This is a genomic window from Paenibacillus sp. FSL K6-1122 (assembly GCF_037977015.1).
Classification (GTDB): domain Bacteria; phylum Bacillota; class Bacilli; order Paenibacillales; family Paenibacillaceae; genus Paenibacillus; species Paenibacillus amylolyticus.
On the sequence record NZ_CP150272.1, the window covers coordinates 3,495,871 to 3,511,574 of the forward strand.

General features: G+C 43.0%; 18 protein-coding genes. 14 read left to right on the forward strand and 4 right to left on the reverse strand.

The annotated features are described in order from the left end of the window. Positions 1 to 156: 156 nt before the first annotated feature. The gene (locus tag NSQ20_RS15955; protein ID WP_076327624.1) at positions 157 to 930 is read right to left on the reverse strand and encodes an SDR family NAD(P)-dependent oxidoreductase; all 774 of its coding nucleotides are present in this window, start codon (positions 928 to 930) and stop codon (positions 157 to 159) included. A gap of 111 nt (positions 931 to 1,041) precedes the next feature. On the opposite strand from NSQ20_RS15955, the gene NSQ20_RS15960 reads away from it, so the two are divergent. The 7 genes from NSQ20_RS15960 (at position 1,042) to NSQ20_RS15990 (ending at position 6,379) form a co-directional block, all read left to right on the forward strand. Continuing rightward, a complete protein-coding gene (locus tag NSQ20_RS15960) occupies positions 1,042 to 1,398 on the forward strand; it encodes a MerR family transcriptional regulator (RefSeq protein WP_076327623.1) in 357 nt (118 codons plus the stop codon). 90 nt (positions 1,399 to 1,488) lie between these two features. Next, positions 1,489 to 2,361, forward strand: coding sequence for a YitT family protein (locus NSQ20_RS15965; protein ID WP_017688526.1), 873 nt, complete (start codon positions 1,489 to 1,491; stop codon positions 2,359 to 2,361). A 251-nt stretch (positions 2,362 to 2,612) separates the two neighbouring features. Next, positions 2,613 to 2,954, forward strand: a complete 342-nt coding sequence (locus tag NSQ20_RS15970) for a multidrug efflux SMR transporter (RefSeq protein WP_076327622.1) — start codon at positions 2,613 to 2,615, stop codon at positions 2,952 to 2,954. A gap of 3 nt (positions 2,955 to 2,957) precedes the next feature. Then, positions 2,958 to 3,272 (forward strand): multidrug efflux SMR transporter, encoded by a 315-nt coding sequence (locus tag NSQ20_RS15975; RefSeq protein ID WP_100526216.1) that lies wholly within the window; start codon positions 2,958 to 2,960, stop codon positions 3,270 to 3,272. Between the two features lie 138 nt (positions 3,273 to 3,410). Next, positions 3,411 to 3,605 carry a hypothetical protein gene (locus NSQ20_RS15980; protein WP_340032940.1) on the forward strand — a complete coding sequence of 65 codons (195 nt, stop codon included), beginning with the start codon at positions 3,411 to 3,413 and terminating at the stop codon, positions 3,603 to 3,605. Positions 3,606 to 3,786: 181 nt separating this feature from the next. After that, positions 3,787 to 5,757, forward strand: a complete 1,971-nt coding sequence (locus tag NSQ20_RS15985; protein ID WP_340032941.1) for an AraC family transcriptional regulator — start codon at positions 3,787 to 3,789, stop codon at positions 5,755 to 5,757. A gap of 31 nt (positions 5,758 to 5,788) precedes the next feature. Continuing rightward, positions 5,789 to 6,379 carry a nitroreductase gene (locus NSQ20_RS15990; protein WP_340032942.1) on the forward strand — a complete coding sequence of 197 codons (591 nt, stop codon included), beginning with the start codon at positions 5,789 to 5,791 and terminating at the stop codon, positions 6,377 to 6,379. Between the two features lie 106 nt (positions 6,380 to 6,485). On the opposite strand, the gene NSQ20_RS15995 is transcribed toward NSQ20_RS15990, so the two are convergent. Then, positions 6,486 to 6,893, reverse strand: a complete 408-nt coding sequence (locus NSQ20_RS15995; protein ID WP_036615998.1) for a MerR family transcriptional regulator — start codon at positions 6,891 to 6,893, stop codon at positions 6,486 to 6,488. 148 nt (positions 6,894 to 7,041) lie between these two features. Between NSQ20_RS15995 and NSQ20_RS16000 the strand changes: the two genes are divergently transcribed. The 3 genes from NSQ20_RS16000 (at position 7,042) to NSQ20_RS16010 (ending at position 10,724) form a co-directional block, all read left to right on the forward strand. Next, positions 7,042 to 7,896: an aldo/keto reductase gene (locus NSQ20_RS16000; RefSeq protein ID WP_340032943.1), complete on the forward strand. Its 855-nt coding sequence runs from the start codon at positions 7,042 to 7,044 to the stop codon at positions 7,894 to 7,896. Between the two features lie 257 nt (positions 7,897 to 8,153). After that, on the forward strand, positions 8,154 to 9,287 hold the full coding sequence (locus NSQ20_RS16005) for a serine hydrolase domain-containing protein (protein ID WP_340032944.1): 1,134 nt from the start codon (positions 8,154 to 8,156) through the stop codon (positions 9,285 to 9,287). Between the two features lie 294 nt (positions 9,288 to 9,581). Beyond that, positions 9,582 to 10,724, forward strand: a complete 1,143-nt coding sequence (locus NSQ20_RS16010; RefSeq protein ID WP_340032945.1) for a DUF4309 domain-containing protein — start codon at positions 9,582 to 9,584, stop codon at positions 10,722 to 10,724. Between the two features lie 103 nt (positions 10,725 to 10,827). On the opposite strand, the gene NSQ20_RS16015 is transcribed toward NSQ20_RS16010, so the two are convergent. Next, positions 10,828 to 11,796 (reverse strand): DMT family transporter, encoded by a 969-nt coding sequence (locus NSQ20_RS16015; RefSeq protein WP_340020354.1) that lies wholly within the window; start codon positions 11,794 to 11,796, stop codon positions 10,828 to 10,830. A 160-nt stretch (positions 11,797 to 11,956) separates the two neighbouring features. After that, positions 11,957 to 12,517, reverse strand: a complete 561-nt coding sequence (locus NSQ20_RS16020; protein WP_127548802.1) for a TetR/AcrR family transcriptional regulator — start codon at positions 12,515 to 12,517, stop codon at positions 11,957 to 11,959. 200 nt (positions 12,518 to 12,717) lie between these two features. Here NSQ20_RS16020 and NSQ20_RS16025 point away from each other — a divergent pair, with 200 nt between their 5' ends. The 4 genes from NSQ20_RS16025 (at position 12,718) to rbsD (ending at position 15,695) form a co-directional block, all read left to right on the forward strand. Next, on the forward strand, positions 12,718 to 13,125 hold the full coding sequence (locus NSQ20_RS16025) for a cupin domain-containing protein (RefSeq protein WP_076253026.1): 408 nt from the start codon (positions 12,718 to 12,720) through the stop codon (positions 13,123 to 13,125). A 308-nt stretch (positions 13,126 to 13,433) separates the two neighbouring features. Beyond that, on the forward strand, positions 13,434 to 14,423 hold the full coding sequence (locus NSQ20_RS16030) for a LacI family DNA-binding transcriptional regulator (protein WP_340032946.1): 990 nt from the start codon (positions 13,434 to 13,436) through the stop codon (positions 14,421 to 14,423). Next, a complete protein-coding gene (gene rbsK / locus NSQ20_RS16035) occupies positions 14,416 to 15,294 on the forward strand; it encodes a ribokinase (protein WP_036615980.1) in 879 nt (292 codons plus the stop codon). The genes NSQ20_RS16030 and rbsK overlap by 8 nt, the downstream gene beginning before the upstream one ends. Next, positions 15,294 to 15,695 carry a D-ribose pyranase gene (gene rbsD / locus NSQ20_RS16040; protein WP_127548484.1) on the forward strand — a complete coding sequence of 134 codons (402 nt, stop codon included), beginning with the start codon at positions 15,294 to 15,296 and terminating at the stop codon, positions 15,693 to 15,695. The genes rbsK and rbsD overlap by 1 nt, the downstream gene beginning before the upstream one ends. The last annotated feature ends 9 nt before the right edge of the window (positions 15,696 to 15,704 follow it).

Here is a 15,704-nt window from a genome sequence, read left to right on the forward strand (position 1 = left end):
ATAAATACAAAGAAGGGAACCTGGAGACAGGTTCCCTTTTTAACGTTAACTGAAGTTTAACGATTAGATTTAATGATGTTTATTAGCCGGGTTAGATGATGTCTAACCGTATTCCGGTGATTCGGTTTCGAGTTCAGTTTCGAATTCGGTTTCGGATTAATTTTGTGGTTTCGAGGATGCTCTCGCAGCGTATGGAAAGATCGGTTCTCTTAGTTCAAAGTCATACGTCAACCCATCCACAATGCCGACTACACTTTCACTGTCATACAACTCCAGCAAGAATCCAGCCATTTGTTCCGCCGTATGGAACTTGGGGACTCTGCCTTCATATTCAAACTCATCTACATTAAAAGAATGTTTCGCAAATTCTGTCTCGGTTGCAGCCGGTGCGAGAACCTTGGCTTGCATCGCTGCGTTCTTACCTTTTAACTCTTGCGCAAGTCCTTCCGTAAAGGCACTTACATAGAACTTGGTTGCGCAGTAGGTTACTGCATCGGCTACAATCGTATATCCACCACCAGAGGAGATATTAATGATCTGTGTGCCATCAACATCTGCATAATCACGTACATACAGGGAAGAAAGAATCGTAAGAGCTTCTATATTTAGATGAAGCATCTGTTCAATCTTGGGCAGATGTTGTTCGCCCACGGAAGCAAAATTTCCGAATCCGGCGTTGTTAATCCACGTCTCAATGGAGTAAGCCTGAAGACTCTCATAGAATTCATGCACATTAGCGGCAATGGACAAATCCACTGTACGAATGACAACATCCAGAGCAGGATTGATTTCAGCTACTTTTGCTTTTAACTTGTCCAATTCATCGGTTCTGCGCGCTGCCAGAATTATATTTTTGCCACGAGTTGCAAAAGCTAAAGCCGCTTCATATCCAATGCCTGAACTGGCACCGGTAATCACTGTATATTTCATGGGAATTCCTCCTGGATCTGATTTCATTTTTTATTGTGATGTGACCACGAGTTGATTATACTGATTAGAGCTTACTCTAAGTCAAGCGGGAAAATGGAGGGGAGGTTAACCATGCATACCATTGGTGAAGTGGCAGAATTACTCCATATCAGTGCACATACGTTGCGTTATTATGAGAAGGAACAGATTGTAACTCCTCTCCGAGATGCCAGTGGAGACAGGCGATACAACGAGTCACACCTGAAGTGGCTGCAATTTGTGATCAAATTAAAAGAGACTCAAATGCCCATTGCTATTATTAAGAAATATGCGTCCTTGTTTCAGGAAGGGGAGCATACGGCGGGGGATCGTTTGAAGCTGCTGGAGGAGCATAAAGAGTCGATTCAAAAACAGATGCACATACTTCACACAGCAGATGAGATGCTTGAGCATAAAATTTCGTCGTATCGAACGCTCATCGGACAATGAACTAACACACACAAATGACGATCTATTGCCAAAACAGTGATTTTTATTATAGACTGTTTTTTATCGGTTGTTCATCAAGGGGGAAATGCAATGCATCAAAACAGAAAACAAAAGTCAAACAAGTTAAAGATCCTCTCCAAAGTATTATTGATTATCATTGGGGGATTTATAACGGCATATGGCCTCGAAGCCATATTGATCCCGAATAATGTCTCAGATGGTGGTGTCACAGGTCTGAGTATCGTAGGATCACAGCTGTTCGGATTACCACTGGGGATGCTCATCGGGATTATTAACATTCCATTTGTGTGGCTCGGGTACAAGCAAATCGGAAAAAGCTTTGCGTTATATTCGATCATCGGTATTGCTTCACTCGCAATCAGCACCAGTCTGATGCACCATATACCAACCATCATTGAAGGTGATACCTTGCTTGTTACGGTGGTCGGCGGGATTATCATCGGTTTTGGTATGGGACTTGCATTACGTAATGGCGGGGCATTGGATGGCATAGATATGCTGGCTGTACTCCTTTCGCGAAAAGTACCTTTTGGAACCAGTGATCTCATCCTGTTCCTCAACATGTTTGTATTTATTGTCGTTTCTACCGTGTTTGGTCTGCAAGGCGCGATCTTGTCAGGACTTGCGTATTTTATTGCTTCTAAAGTAATACATATTGTTGAAGAGGGCTTGAGCGGCTCCAAAACGTTTAAAATTATTACGAATCAACCTGAGATTATGGTTGAAACCATTCGGGACCGTTTAGGCCGTGGAGCAACGTATACCGAGGCTTACGGTGGCTACTCTAATGAGCAATTCAAGGAAATTACTTGTGTCATTAACCGGATGGAAGAGAGTAAAATTAAAGATATCATTCACGAAATTGACCCAACTGCTTTTGTAGTCGTATACGATGTAGCTGAAGTGAGAGGCGGCAATTTCAAAAAGAAAGATATTCACTGATTCCGAAAAACAAAATTAACTTATACGTAGTTGGTCAACCAGGAACTTCTGGTTGGCTTTTTTTGTATGTTCACAGCGTAACTTGAAGTTTTAACAGGCGGATTTTCTTATTAGTTTGATACGAATATTTAAATTTGCAAATAAAATAAAGATGATTTATTATTATATCAAATGATACAAATTACTATCATTATTGAATGTGAATGTTGATTACAAAACAACAACATGAATGCTGAAGAGGAGAATGTTTTATGGCGTGGTTATTCCTTATTCTTGGAGGGATTTTAGAGGTAGGTTGGGCATTAGGTTTGTCATTCTCCGATGGTTTTTCGAAAATCGAGATCGTAATCCCCACGGTTATTTTAATGATTGGCAGCTTCTACTTCTTTGCAAAATCCACTAAAGTACTTCCTGTATCAACGGCTTATGCGGTGTTTACCGGACTTGGTTCATTTGGAACCGCAATTGTGGGAATGATTTTTTTGGGGGACTCCGTAAGTGCAATCAAAATCGTGCTGGTCATGATATTAATCAGTTGCATCATCGGTCTGAAATTTGTATCCAATGAACCTAAACCAAAGGCAGGTGTATAGAATATGAGTTGGTTTTTCTTGATCTTAGCTGGTTTATTTGAAGTTGGCGGTGTAATATTTCTGAAACTTTCAGATGGATTCACCAAATTGAAACATACATTGATGTTCGCTATGTTTCTGGGATTAAGTTTCATTTTTCTTTCCCTGTCTTTGAGAGAGATCCCAATCAGCATTGGTTATGGAATCTGGACAGGTATTGGGGCATCGGGCAGTGTACTATTAGGGATGTATGTATTCAAAGAGCCCAAAAATGCAAAGAAATTGGCTATCGTTAGTGGAATTATCGTCAGTATTGTGGGATTGAAACTAGTCTCTTAACTGGATAAATTAGCTGTACTAACAACGGAACGATATCCATCTCATCTATATTCATGCATAAGTACAGCTCTCTTATGGAAAACTTCTGTAGTACGAATTAAATTGCATGACTTCAAGTATGTATGGGAGGTTAGCATAGTGACAAAGCAGGACCCGCAAGAGCTTTTGAAGCAAAAACATGAACTGGATGATCAAAAAAGACAGTTCACTACTTTTTCCCGAAATATTTCAGGTCATGGTGAGGTTGAAGCTGGTCAAGAGTTCAGTGTTGACCGAGTGCCAGATGACCAAAACCGTATGAAATCGGTTGAGAACAGACGCGGCGAAGTCTAAAACGTTACAACATAAGCCGATCCTTTCATGGATCGGCTTATTCGTGCGTAGCATTTTATCGAATAGGAAGATATATGTTGTAGTTGAGAATGATTATCGATAGAATGGAGAAAAGTGAAAATATCCGCTGATTTTGCTGATGTTTTGCTAACTTAATGGGTTGTGGAAGGTGAAGGAAGAGATGCACGTAGAAGAGCATGTGAAGTTATGGAATCTGGCCTCAATTAAAATATGGGATGTGCGTCACGTCGTCGTGCGCGCTGGCGAACCCATCCATGCCTATCGATTTCCAATTAGCGGTTTTATATATACAGTTCGCGGCAATGCAACGATTACGCTGGATGACACGATGTACGCGATCGATCAGGTGCAAGTCTTACATGGAGGCAAGGGGGTATGGATGAATATCTCCCTGAACGAGGATTCATTCGAATTTTATTTGATGTTTTATCGGGCTAATTTGTCGTTATCCAATACTCGTGAGAATCAAGCTCTGCTCAGGCAACATGTCCCGTTTCACGTACAATATGCTTTCGCCCCAAGCTATCCCATTGACTTATATGATAAAGTCCAAAGAATAGAGCAACATTGGGAACGGACGGATGCGTTCTCGAAATTTCAGGTAAAGACGTTATTTTATCAATTTATTAATGAATTAATGAGGCAGTTAAGTGCACAAGGAATTGAGACTGCCAAGCCCGATCTGGTAGCTCAAGCCGTTCGTTATCTTCAAGAGAACTACATGTTGCCCGTTATGGTCGATCCGCTCGCAGAACTTCTGGATTGCAGTGCAGGGCATCTGTCGAGAACGTTCAAGAAAGAGACAGGCAACAGTCTGATTACCTATTTAACTCGGATACGGATGTACAAAGCCAAGGAGCTGCTGTTGCACACAGATGCATCTCTTCAGAAGATTGCCGAGGCAATCGGCATTCCGGATGTGATCTATTTTAATCGTGTATTTAAAAAGTATGTTGGCCTTTCACCAGGTCGGTTCAAACAAAAATGTATCGCCTTGCCAACCGGTCAGAATAATGCTATCCAAGAATCAGAATTGTCCATTGTCAGTCCCATGCATCGCGGTTATGATCCTATTGATGATGATAATTATTATCAATACAACACAAAAGGAGAATCACTTACATCTATGAGATCGAGAAAACCCGTTGCATTGCTTTTGATGCTCAGCCTTACATTATTAATATCAGCCTGTTCCCCTTCTCAGGGCAGTTCAGCAACAAGCAGTAATGGAACAAGCGGTAACAATGCTCCAATCACCGAAGTCGCGCAATCCACCGAATCAGCAGTACAGGAGCGTGTTGTTAAGCATCCTTGGGGAGAAACTGTCATCAAAGGTGATCCTCAGCATATTATTTCGTTGTTCCCGGCTGCAACTGACTATTTGTTAGCACTCGGTATTGTACCCCAGGCAGCATCCAGTAATGAGGAGGGGAGTGATCAGTTTCCTACCTACCTGTCCGATCAACTACAAGGAAAAGAAAATCTGGGCTGGCAGGTTGATCCCAACTACGAAAGCATATTGGCGGCAGAGCCAGACCTGATTATCGGTCAGGATTTCATGAGTGATGCCTATGACAGCCTCAGCAAAATTGCGCCTACCTTGCTGGCAGAGAAGCTGCAGGACGAGCAAGGTATTATTCGTATGAAGACAAGCCTGTTACATATGGGAGATATGTTAGGGAAGACGGATCAGGCCAAACAGGTCATTGAAGAATACGAAAAGAAAGCTGCAGAAGCCCGTGAGAAAATCAAGCAATCCATCGGAGACGAGACCGTGATGTTCCTGCGTTTATCCGATAAAGAAGTGCGTTATTACAGTAAAAGAAACTACGAGGTTCTGTACGACGATCTAGGCTTGACACCTCCTGTATCCATACCTGACCCGACAGATTCAATGAAAGTAATCTCCATGGAGTCGTTACCATCAATTAACCCGGATCATATTTTCCTGTTGTCATCAGACGAGAATGAAACGACAGAATTGCAAAAAACAGCAGTGTGGAAAAGCCTGAATGCTGTTAAAAATAACAATGTCTACATCGTTGACTACGGCTTGTGGTTCCAAGGTCCGGGAGGACCCATTGGACAGAGCAAGATTATCGACGAAGCGGTAAATTTCCTTACCCAATAAATAAGGAAACGAGACAGGAGGATTAATGCATATGGAAACGTCCGTCGTAGAGAAGCTCATTCGTGAACGAAGAACCATTCGTCAGTTTAATGGCAAACCGCTGGCGAAAGAAACGATCATGCACTTGCTGGAAGCGGCCGTGTGGGCACCTGTTCATTCCCGTAAAGAGCCATGGCGCTTCATATTATTTGTAGAAGAAGGTCGGAAGCAATTTGCTGATGCGGTGCTACATACGTTTTCCAAAGATGAGCGGGAGCGCTGGACAGAGAAGCTGCAAAAGGACTATTGCGAATCTATCCAAGCCCATCTGCTGGTTGTGATTGAGGCTGATCCGAGACAACGGGTATGGGAAGATGCTGTGGGGGCTAGTGCTGCCCTTATACAAAATATTCAACTCCTTGCATGGGAGCAGGATATCGGCGTAGTGTGGAAGACAAATGAATATAATTTTGACCCTGATTTCTACGCCAAGACCGGTGTGAGACCAGGGGAGAGAATTGTTGGCACACTTCATCTGGGGTACTTTGATCAGGATAAGATTCCCAAGCCTCGTCCTCGTACTCCAGCAGAAGAGTTATTGACCTGTGTCTCGGTGGCAGGAGAAGACGCGCAACAGCATTAGTTGCCATTAGTAACGTACTATCAGATGTTCAAAAATTCATAGAATATTTCTCACCAAGCCGCTAAATTAGCGGCTTTTTTGGCGATCTTTGAATTTTGCGTAACAGTCAGGCTTTCATTTTGTTCCAATGTCCCGGATTGGTATCATCTGGGATGATTAAGTTAATAATATCCTGATAATGGTCTGCTTTATTGATCATATATTGGACTCGTTGTTGGGCTTCTTCCAACTGAGCAAACGCGGCTTCCTTCTGCCGTAAAATGATCTCATAGCGCTTTTGTATGGTTGAGTTCCCCTCAAGGCAGAGATCCACATAAGCTTTAATTTGTTCCACAGACATACCGCACTGTTTTAGATATTTTACACCCGTAAGCCAGTTTACGGATTCTTCGTCAAAAAGACGGTTATTGTTTTTGTCGCGTTGCAGATTTGGAACGAGCCCTTTATCTGTATAGAAACGAACCGTATGTTCGGAAAGGTCGAGCAGTTTGGCGACTTCTTTGACGTTATACATGACGAAACTCCTTATGTCTTCAAGTATGGAATGAAAAATGATAGAAAAAGATTGACTTCGAGTTACTCGAAGGTGATACCCTAAGTATAGTTTAAGGTTATTAGACTGTAAATCTCAAAAAATTATAACTAACAAGGAGTGTCACTCGATGGAATATGTAACGTTGAATAACGGAGTTCAGATGCCTATTTTGGGATATGGTGTGTACCAGATTGCTGATCAGGAAGAATGCGAGAAATGTGTGCTTGATGCAATCAGCGTTGGGTATCGTTCTATTGATACAGCACAAGCCTACCGTAACGAAGAAGCCGTGGGCCGCACTATTCAAAAAAGCGGAGTACCTCGAGATGAATTTTTCATCACGACCAAGGTATGGATTTCAAATGCAGGGTATGAAAAAGCCAAAGCATCCATAGAGGAATCTCTGCGGAAACTCCAACTGGAATATCTGGACCTGGTCCTGATCCATCAACCGTTTAATGACTATTATGGAACATATCGAGCTATGGAAGAGTTATATAAAGCGGGGAAAATCAAAGCTATCGGAGTAAGCAATTTCTATCCGGACCGATATATCGATCTTGTTCAGTTCAGCGAAGTCGTACCGGCAATTAATCAAGTTGAAACCCATGTGTTCAATCAGCAGACAGAGGCACATGAGATCATGAAAAAATATAATACGCAGATTGAATCCTGGGGACCATTTGCGGAAGGCAAAAATGACTTATTCACGAATGCGACGTTGCATGAAGTAGGTCAAAAATACAACAAATCGACGGCCCAAGTCGCTCTGCGTTTCTTGATTCAAAGAGGAGTGGTTGTTATTCCGAAAACGGTCAACAAAAATAGAATGGAAGAGAACTTCAATGTATTTGATTTTGAATTGACCTTGGAGGATATGGAAAAGGTAGCAGCACTGGATACAGGAACAAGCTCCTTTTTCTCACATTATGATCCTCAAACCGTAGAATTCTTGACTGACTATGGCAAGAAAGGACTGTAATCCAACTTATTCAATATCGTGCTCATTGTAGACGAACTTATGAAATTACAACAAGCCAGACAGATCATCTGTCTGGCTTGTTGTATTACAGGAAGAGAATCTCAGTTAACCAGCTGTTCCTGTTACGATCATTGAAGCAATATAGATGGTAGTCAATCGTTGTAAAAGGTCGTATATTAATAATATGTCGATTGTGGGAGGGAACATGTACCACATCGCAAAATGATAAACGATTTTACATAGAAGGACGGGAAAAAATGGACTTTAAACCGCTTGCTTCATTTATTGACCGCATTACATCCTGGCGTGTACCGTGGGCAGAGGTGCTGGTGATGCATCGAAATGATACCGTTTTCCATTATCGTAATGGATACGCCAATCTGGAAGAGAAAACACCTATCGGTGATGGAGCGATCTTCAATCTATACTCCATGACCAAAATTATGACTTGCGTGGCAGGGCTGCAACTGGTGGAGAAAGGGGCAATGCTGTTAAGTGATCCCTTATCTGATTATCTGCCAGAGTACGCTGAGATGACGGTTAAGAAAACGATGCCGAACGGGGAGATCCGACTGGAAAAGGCGACAAGAGCCATTACAGTACGTGATTTGTTCACCATGACTGCCGGGTTCTCGTATGACGTTGGTTGTCCAAGCATTCAAGAAGCTGTAAAAAGCACCGATGGAACATTGCCAACACGCGACTTCGCGAGAGCGCTTGCGAAAGAACCGTTGCTGTTTGAACCAGGGACACACTGGAATTACAGCATGTGCCATGATGTGTTAGGAGCCTTGGTGGAAGTGGTAAGTGGCAAACGCTTTGGTACGTATCTGCGGGACGAAATCACAGGACCCCTTGGCATGAACGATACAGCGTTTAATCTGAACGATGAGCAGCAGACACGTCTGATTCCACAGTATGCTTACAATGATGAGCTTGAAAAGGCTGTACGTTTGGACGGCAATGGATTCCGTGTGGGTACGGAGCTGGAAAGCGGCGGTGCAGGGTTACTATCAACCGTTAGCGATTATGCACGTTTTCTGAACGCGCTTACTGGGCATGGTACGAGTCCCGAAGGCGTGCGCATTCTGTCACAAGCTTCAGTGGAACTGATGCGAACGGACCACCTGAACGAGATGACTCGTGCTGATTATTCCTGGGATCATATGTATGGATACGGCTATGGACTGGGTGTTCGCACACATATCTCCAAAGCAGCAAGCGGCTCACTGAGTCCAATTGGCGAATTTGGATGGAGCGGCGCTGCTGGTTGTATGGCTATTATTGATCCGGATTCAGAGCTTACAGTTATGTATGCACAGCACCTGCTGAACAGTCAGGAGCCATACGTTCAACGACGCCTACGTAATGTGGTTTACTCCTGTCTATAAATCATATCGTATTCGAAGTTACTTGAAGAGCCGCTAAATAGCGGCTTTTTTATGTTATATGAGTCGAAATCTATTAATTAGATTGTTATTTCTTTATTAGAAAGGGTATGTTATCATTCTTAGGAAATTAGTACTAGTAGGAGGATATGCTTATTGAACATGAACCTAAATTCATTACATAGTTTGATCAAGATTACACGCTAGCAAGTACCTGTTTGAATGTTGAGATTGTGAACGATTCATAATTAGAAAAGAGCTGTTAGATTTTATTTTTTACTCAAAGGAGAGTCATCAATGATACACCCTAAACACAACGCAAAATGGGCTTCTCTGGCCTTACTTACCTTAATCGCCTATGTTCTGAGTGCATTGCTTCTGCTACCACCTAATGCCGCTGCCAAAGGAGAGAAAATCTCCGCCAAACAGCTCGAAAGTATGAGCCGACTTTCATTTACGCTTCGTGATGCCAAGCAAACGGCTTACACCGTTTATATTTTTGCTTATGATGAACAGAAGAGTACACTAACCGAAGAAAATGGTTGGACCAACAATAAAAAAGGCGACAAGAGTTATTCAGGAACGTATCGTGCAGCCTTGCTGAAAAAAGGTGCAGCATACGGAACTGTTCAGGCAGCAAAACTGGATCTGAGTACGATTATTTTGCCTCAAACCTGGAACTTTGTTGTGAAGAGCAAAGAGGCCAGTACACCAGACATGCTGATGATCACCGATTGGGGAACTTCTAATTTCAATGAGGTGAAAACGTATATTGTTCGTTCCGGGGAATTGCGCCGTGTAACATATGTCGATAATAAGGGAAAAAAAATCGACGATTCCTACTCTGCAAGCAGAGATGATGGAATCCGTACTCTTTCAGGTGCTCGAGTGCAGTTCAAAAATTACAACAACCTTCAATTCGTCTATGGGGTTGATACATTTAAGTTGAATGTGAATAAATTGGAAATGCGGTTGGAAGATACGCGTAACCTTCGTTCAAAAGCTTGGCCGAACTCGGGTGTTGGCGATCGCGCTTACCTGAAAAGCCTGAAGGAAGCCGCTTTAAAGGGTGTGTTGCCAGGCCGGACGGACATCAAGATTGGTATGACGCTTCAAGCAATGCAAAAAAAATTGGGGAAACCCAATTCTCGTTCAAACGGGGAATGGGGAGCGTACTATTATTATTCTAAATTCGGCATCGGGTTTGATTCATACATGCACGAGCTTAGCAAGAAATCACGTATTGCGGTTATCCAGCTGTACAATGAAAAGCAGTACCTCTCACCATGGAATGTGAAACGATGGATGGGAAAACCCACCTCGGAATATTATAATGAAGTTGTGGGTGGTTATGAGATGGAATATGAGCTGGGTAAGCACACTATAGTTTTTAATTATTTGGAAGAAGAAGACTTAATTGACTTTACGAATATATATTAAGGTATAGCATCGTAAAGAAATGAAAGCATAGCTTGATCACATTTACAAAAAAAAGCCGCTGATTAGCGGCTTTTTTTGTTATCAATGAAAGTGGACGCGTAGTCTATTTCATTGGAGTGTTATTAGAGCTTTGCACAGAACGTACACGATTGACTAAATAAATGCCAACCGACACGAACAGCAATGCGACCAGATTTTTCAGTTCCAAGATCGTTTCCCCCAGGAATAACGCTGATAATAAAGCTCCAAATACAGGGATTAGGAAGTTATAGACAGACACTCTTCCGACCTTGTTGTACTTGAGAAGCATATTCCATAGACAAAATGCGACAGATGACAGCAAAGCCAGGTAGATTAAGTTACTCGTGGATTCCAAGGTGAAATGGGTGACACGACCGCCGAGTGATAGACCTAACAGCGTAAGTACCAGTCCCCCGACGAATAAGCTGACACCTGTTATGATCAGAACATCGATCGTAGCCGTGAGACGTTTCGCGTAAAGGGCTGTAACGGAAAAAACAAGTGCCGCTATAATAACGAAGCCTTCGCCTGTGAATGAAAAGGAAAAAGCAAGCAGATCCGTATGGAAGTTTACGATGATTACACCAACGAATCCAAGCAAGCAACCAACGATTTTATTTCTGCTTAATTTGTCGTTTTTATAGATGAAATGGGCCAGAACAACACTGAAAAAGGTTGTAGTAGCGTTCATAATGGAGCCTTTGACACCCGTTGTATTGGCTACGCCGACGTAGAAAAACATATATTGCAAACCCGTTTGCAATATACCTAGCATGATGAGGCTGGTCCACTGCGGCTTGGATAATTGGAGCTTCTCTTTTCTAACGATACGAGACAGGAGCAAGAGCAGCAAGCCCGCCAGTGTAAACCGGTATCCGGCAAATACATACTTGGAAGCAATATCTTCCGGCAGAATGTTAAACGCGATATATCCAAGTTTGATGGATGGGTACGCACTTCCCCATAACAAGCAACAAAGGCTTGCCACGAGCATGACAAAAATGGGATCACTAAATTTACTCGGTTTCTCAAGGGTATTTCTCTCTATCACTTTCGATCTTCTCCTCACATTTCATGTACATATGTATGTATGAATCTATTAACATCCTCACTGACCATATCACATATCGTTAATCTTTGTAATGATAATTAATAAACCGCTCCTCAGCTGATAAGAATATCAAGAAGGAACGGTTCATGAGGAGTCTATGTTATAGATTCCTTTCTAATAAAATCCCTATTTGTTCTGCGACAATATGAGGTTGCCGGGGTAATCCATTGGTGAAATAGGATTCCACGATACCCACGATTGCTGTACCAAAGAACGTGAGAATCACTTCTTTTGTTAGTCCTTTATTTTTTCCCTCCGTCACATTCACCTCATCCTCCAGTTCTTCAATGACGAGAGCAAGGAAGCGATTGCGGAAAAAAGGGGCTCCTTTACTCAGTAACATAGCCGAGAAAAATGAATAGTGAACTTCAAAATAATCGAACCAAAGTACATTGCTTTCTATAAAATCCAGATCGGATGCTTCCTTGCACAATCTTCTTAGTTCATCGATATGTTCTTCAATTAATTTATCCAGCAAGTCAAATTTGTCCGAATAGTGATGGTATATCGTTCTGCGGCCGACATTTGCATGATCAGAGATATCTTGCATCGTAATGGTATCAAAAGGTTTCTCGTTCATGAGTTTGATAAAAGCGGATTTGATCGCTTCCTGAGACTTAAGTATTCTTCGATCTGTGATAAAAACGATAGTAATCACCATTCTTTCCAGAGAGTAATTGCACAAATGTTGTCTTCTTGCGCCATAAGACACAGATCGAGTTCATTTGATCCTTGCAGAGGCAGTGCAATTACTTTATATTATACACAAATGTGCGATATCGCACGTATGTGTGTAATCACTTTTAGGTCAACATAGGAGCAGGAAGCATTAATCAATAAGATCACACTGGAGGAAATAAAATGGCTAAACATGAAGAAGTTAAAGATGGAGTGATATTCCCGGTAGGAGAAAAAAACGAAGCATTTTCGCAATATTTCATAGGGCAAAGTTATCTCCAATCCTTGGTTGCTGATCCCAAAGTGAATGTGGGTGTTGGTAATGTAACGTTTGAACCGGGATGCAGAAATAACTGGCATATCCATCGTGGTGGATTTCAGCTGTTGTTAGTGACTGGTGGGGAAGGTTGGTATCAGGAAGAAGGAAAACCTGCCCAATTCCTCAAAGCCGGCGATGTTATTGTGACTCATGATGGTGTAAAACACTGGCATGGGGCCGCTAAAGATAGTTGGTTTGAACACATTGCGATCACTGCGGGTACACCGGAATGGTTGGAACCAGTGACAGATGAAGTATACGGGGAGTTGTAAAATAAACGCTATGAATTGATTTATTCGAAAATGGTACTATCTAATTTGTTAATTAAAGGCTAAATAAGTTCAGGAGATTGCTGATTCTTATGTTGATCTGGGTGCCATCACTCTCAGTTTTAATCGAGTGATGGCTCTTTACATCTATGAAGTATCAATCTCCTGGCAGGAAGAAACCATGATATAGATGAATTCTAGTGCACTTTATGTATACTTGGAGAAATTTCCAGAATGAAAACGCTTGTCAAATTAAAAATAATATGATAATTTAATGTCTGTAACCGGTTACACATAGAGGAGAGCAACTTATGACAACAATTAAAGACGTAGCTCAACTGGCTGGCGTATCTGTAGCCACCGTATCCAGGGTCATTAATGATAGAGGTTATGTTCATGCGGACACACGCAAAAAAGTGGAAGATGCAGTGAAGGCGCTTAACTTTTCACCAAATGAAGTGGCCCGCTCATTATATAAACGCAAGTCCAAACTGATTGGCCTGTTGTTGCCGGATATTACGAACCCTTACTTCCCGCAGTTAGCCCGCGGCGTAGAGGACCGGATGCAGGAGCAGGATTACAGACTGATATTTGGAAATAGTGACGAGGATGAACGGAAGGAGCAGGATTACATCCAGACGTTTATCCAGAACAACGTGGTTGGTGTGATCTCTTCAACGAACTACCCTCATTCTTCGATATATGAAAAACTAAAGATTCCCGTTGTGTTTCTGGACAGAACTTCACTGGATCGTCCATCCGTGTATGCGGATGGCAGGGAAGGTGGAAGACTAGCTGCAAGGGAGATTATCAAACGCGGCAGTCGCCGGATCACAGTTATGCAGGGACCGTCACAGATCAGACCCGCTCAAGATCGTTTTGAAGGGGCGATTGAAATCATCCGTGATGCTGGGTTAGACTACCGGGTGATCCAGACGACCTCATTTTCAATTAACGAGGCAAGTGTATGGGCTAAAGAATTATTCAGGAAGTATGCGGACACAGACGGGGTCATTGCCAGCAATGACATCGCAGCTATGGCAGTACTGCATGAGGCATCACGAATCGGGAGAAAGGTTCCTGATGACGTACAAGTGATTGGTTTCGATGATATTCCGATGAGCAGCCTGTTATCGCCGGCATTGTCCACCATCCGTCAGCCAGCATACGAGATGGGAAGAGAAGCGGCGGGATTACTTATCCAGCTTGTGGAACAAGCTGCAATAGAGAATAAAAACATACAGTTGCCCGTGAGTTTCATCGAACGGGGCACTACGAGAAAGGTGAGATCAGATGGCTAAAATATGTGTAATTGGAAGCAGTTCAATGGATCTGGTTGTTACTTCGTCAAGACGGCCGGGGGCGGGTGAAACCGTTCTTGGCGATAGCTTCAAAACGGTTCCTGGTGGCAAAGGAGCCAATCAGGCTGTTGCCGCTGCACGACTGGGTGCCGAGGTTGCGATGATCGGCCGGGTAGGCGACGATGCTTTTGGCAAAGATATTGTAGAGAACTTTAGAGCAAATGCTGTAAATACGCAAAATGTGAAACCGGTTACACATTTAGAAAGTGGTACGGCTCATATCATTCTGGCAGAAGGTGATAATAGTATCGTAGTGGTTGAAGCGGCGAATCGGGAAGTCACTCCTGCATATGTCGATGAAGCAGCTGAAGTGATCCGCGATGCAGATATCGTATTAATTCAGCAGGAAATTCCGGAGGAAACGGTTGTGCATGTGAGTGCATTGTGTGCAGAATTCGGAACACCGCTACTGCTTAATCCCGCTCCGGCGAGAACATTGCCGCAAGAAGTGATCGACAACGCTGCATATATCACACCGAACGAGCATGAAGCTGAGATTTTGTTTCAGGGCATGAGTCCGGCACAGGCATTACGTCAGTATCCAAACAAGTTGTTCATCACGGAGGGCAGTAAAGGTGTACGGTACTTTGATGGCACTGACGAAATTCTAGTCCCAACTTATAAAGTTGAGGCTGTTGATACTACGGGGGCAGGGGATACGTTCAACGCCGCATTTGCAGTTGCTTTGGCTGAAGGAAAAGCGTTACAAGAGAGTATACGCTTCGCCAATCGGGCTGCATCGTTGTCCGTCACCAAGTTCGGAGCGCAGGGCGGCATGCCGACGCGTGATGAAGTAGAGGAGAGCTTGTAATGAAAAGAAATGGCATGTTGAATAGTCACATTTCCAAGATTTTGTCTGATCTGGGCCATACGGACATGATTGCGATTGCGGATGCAGGTCTGCCAGTACCGGACGGGGTACTCAAAATTGATCTGGCCCTCAAACTGGGAACACCAAGTTTTCGCGAAGTGGTGGAAGTGATTGCAGAAGATATGGTCATTGAGAAAGTCATTGTGGCTGAAGAGATTCGCGAAGGTAATCCCGTAGCCATTCAATTCATCACAGAGAAATTCGGGGTAGAAGCAATCGATGCTTCCGTCAGCCACGAACAATTCAAAGCATTAACACGGCAGGTGAAAGTGGTCATCCGCACAGGTGAAGCCACACCTTATGCCAATTGCATTTTACAATCGGGAGTCCATTTCGGTTAAAAGGAGGTT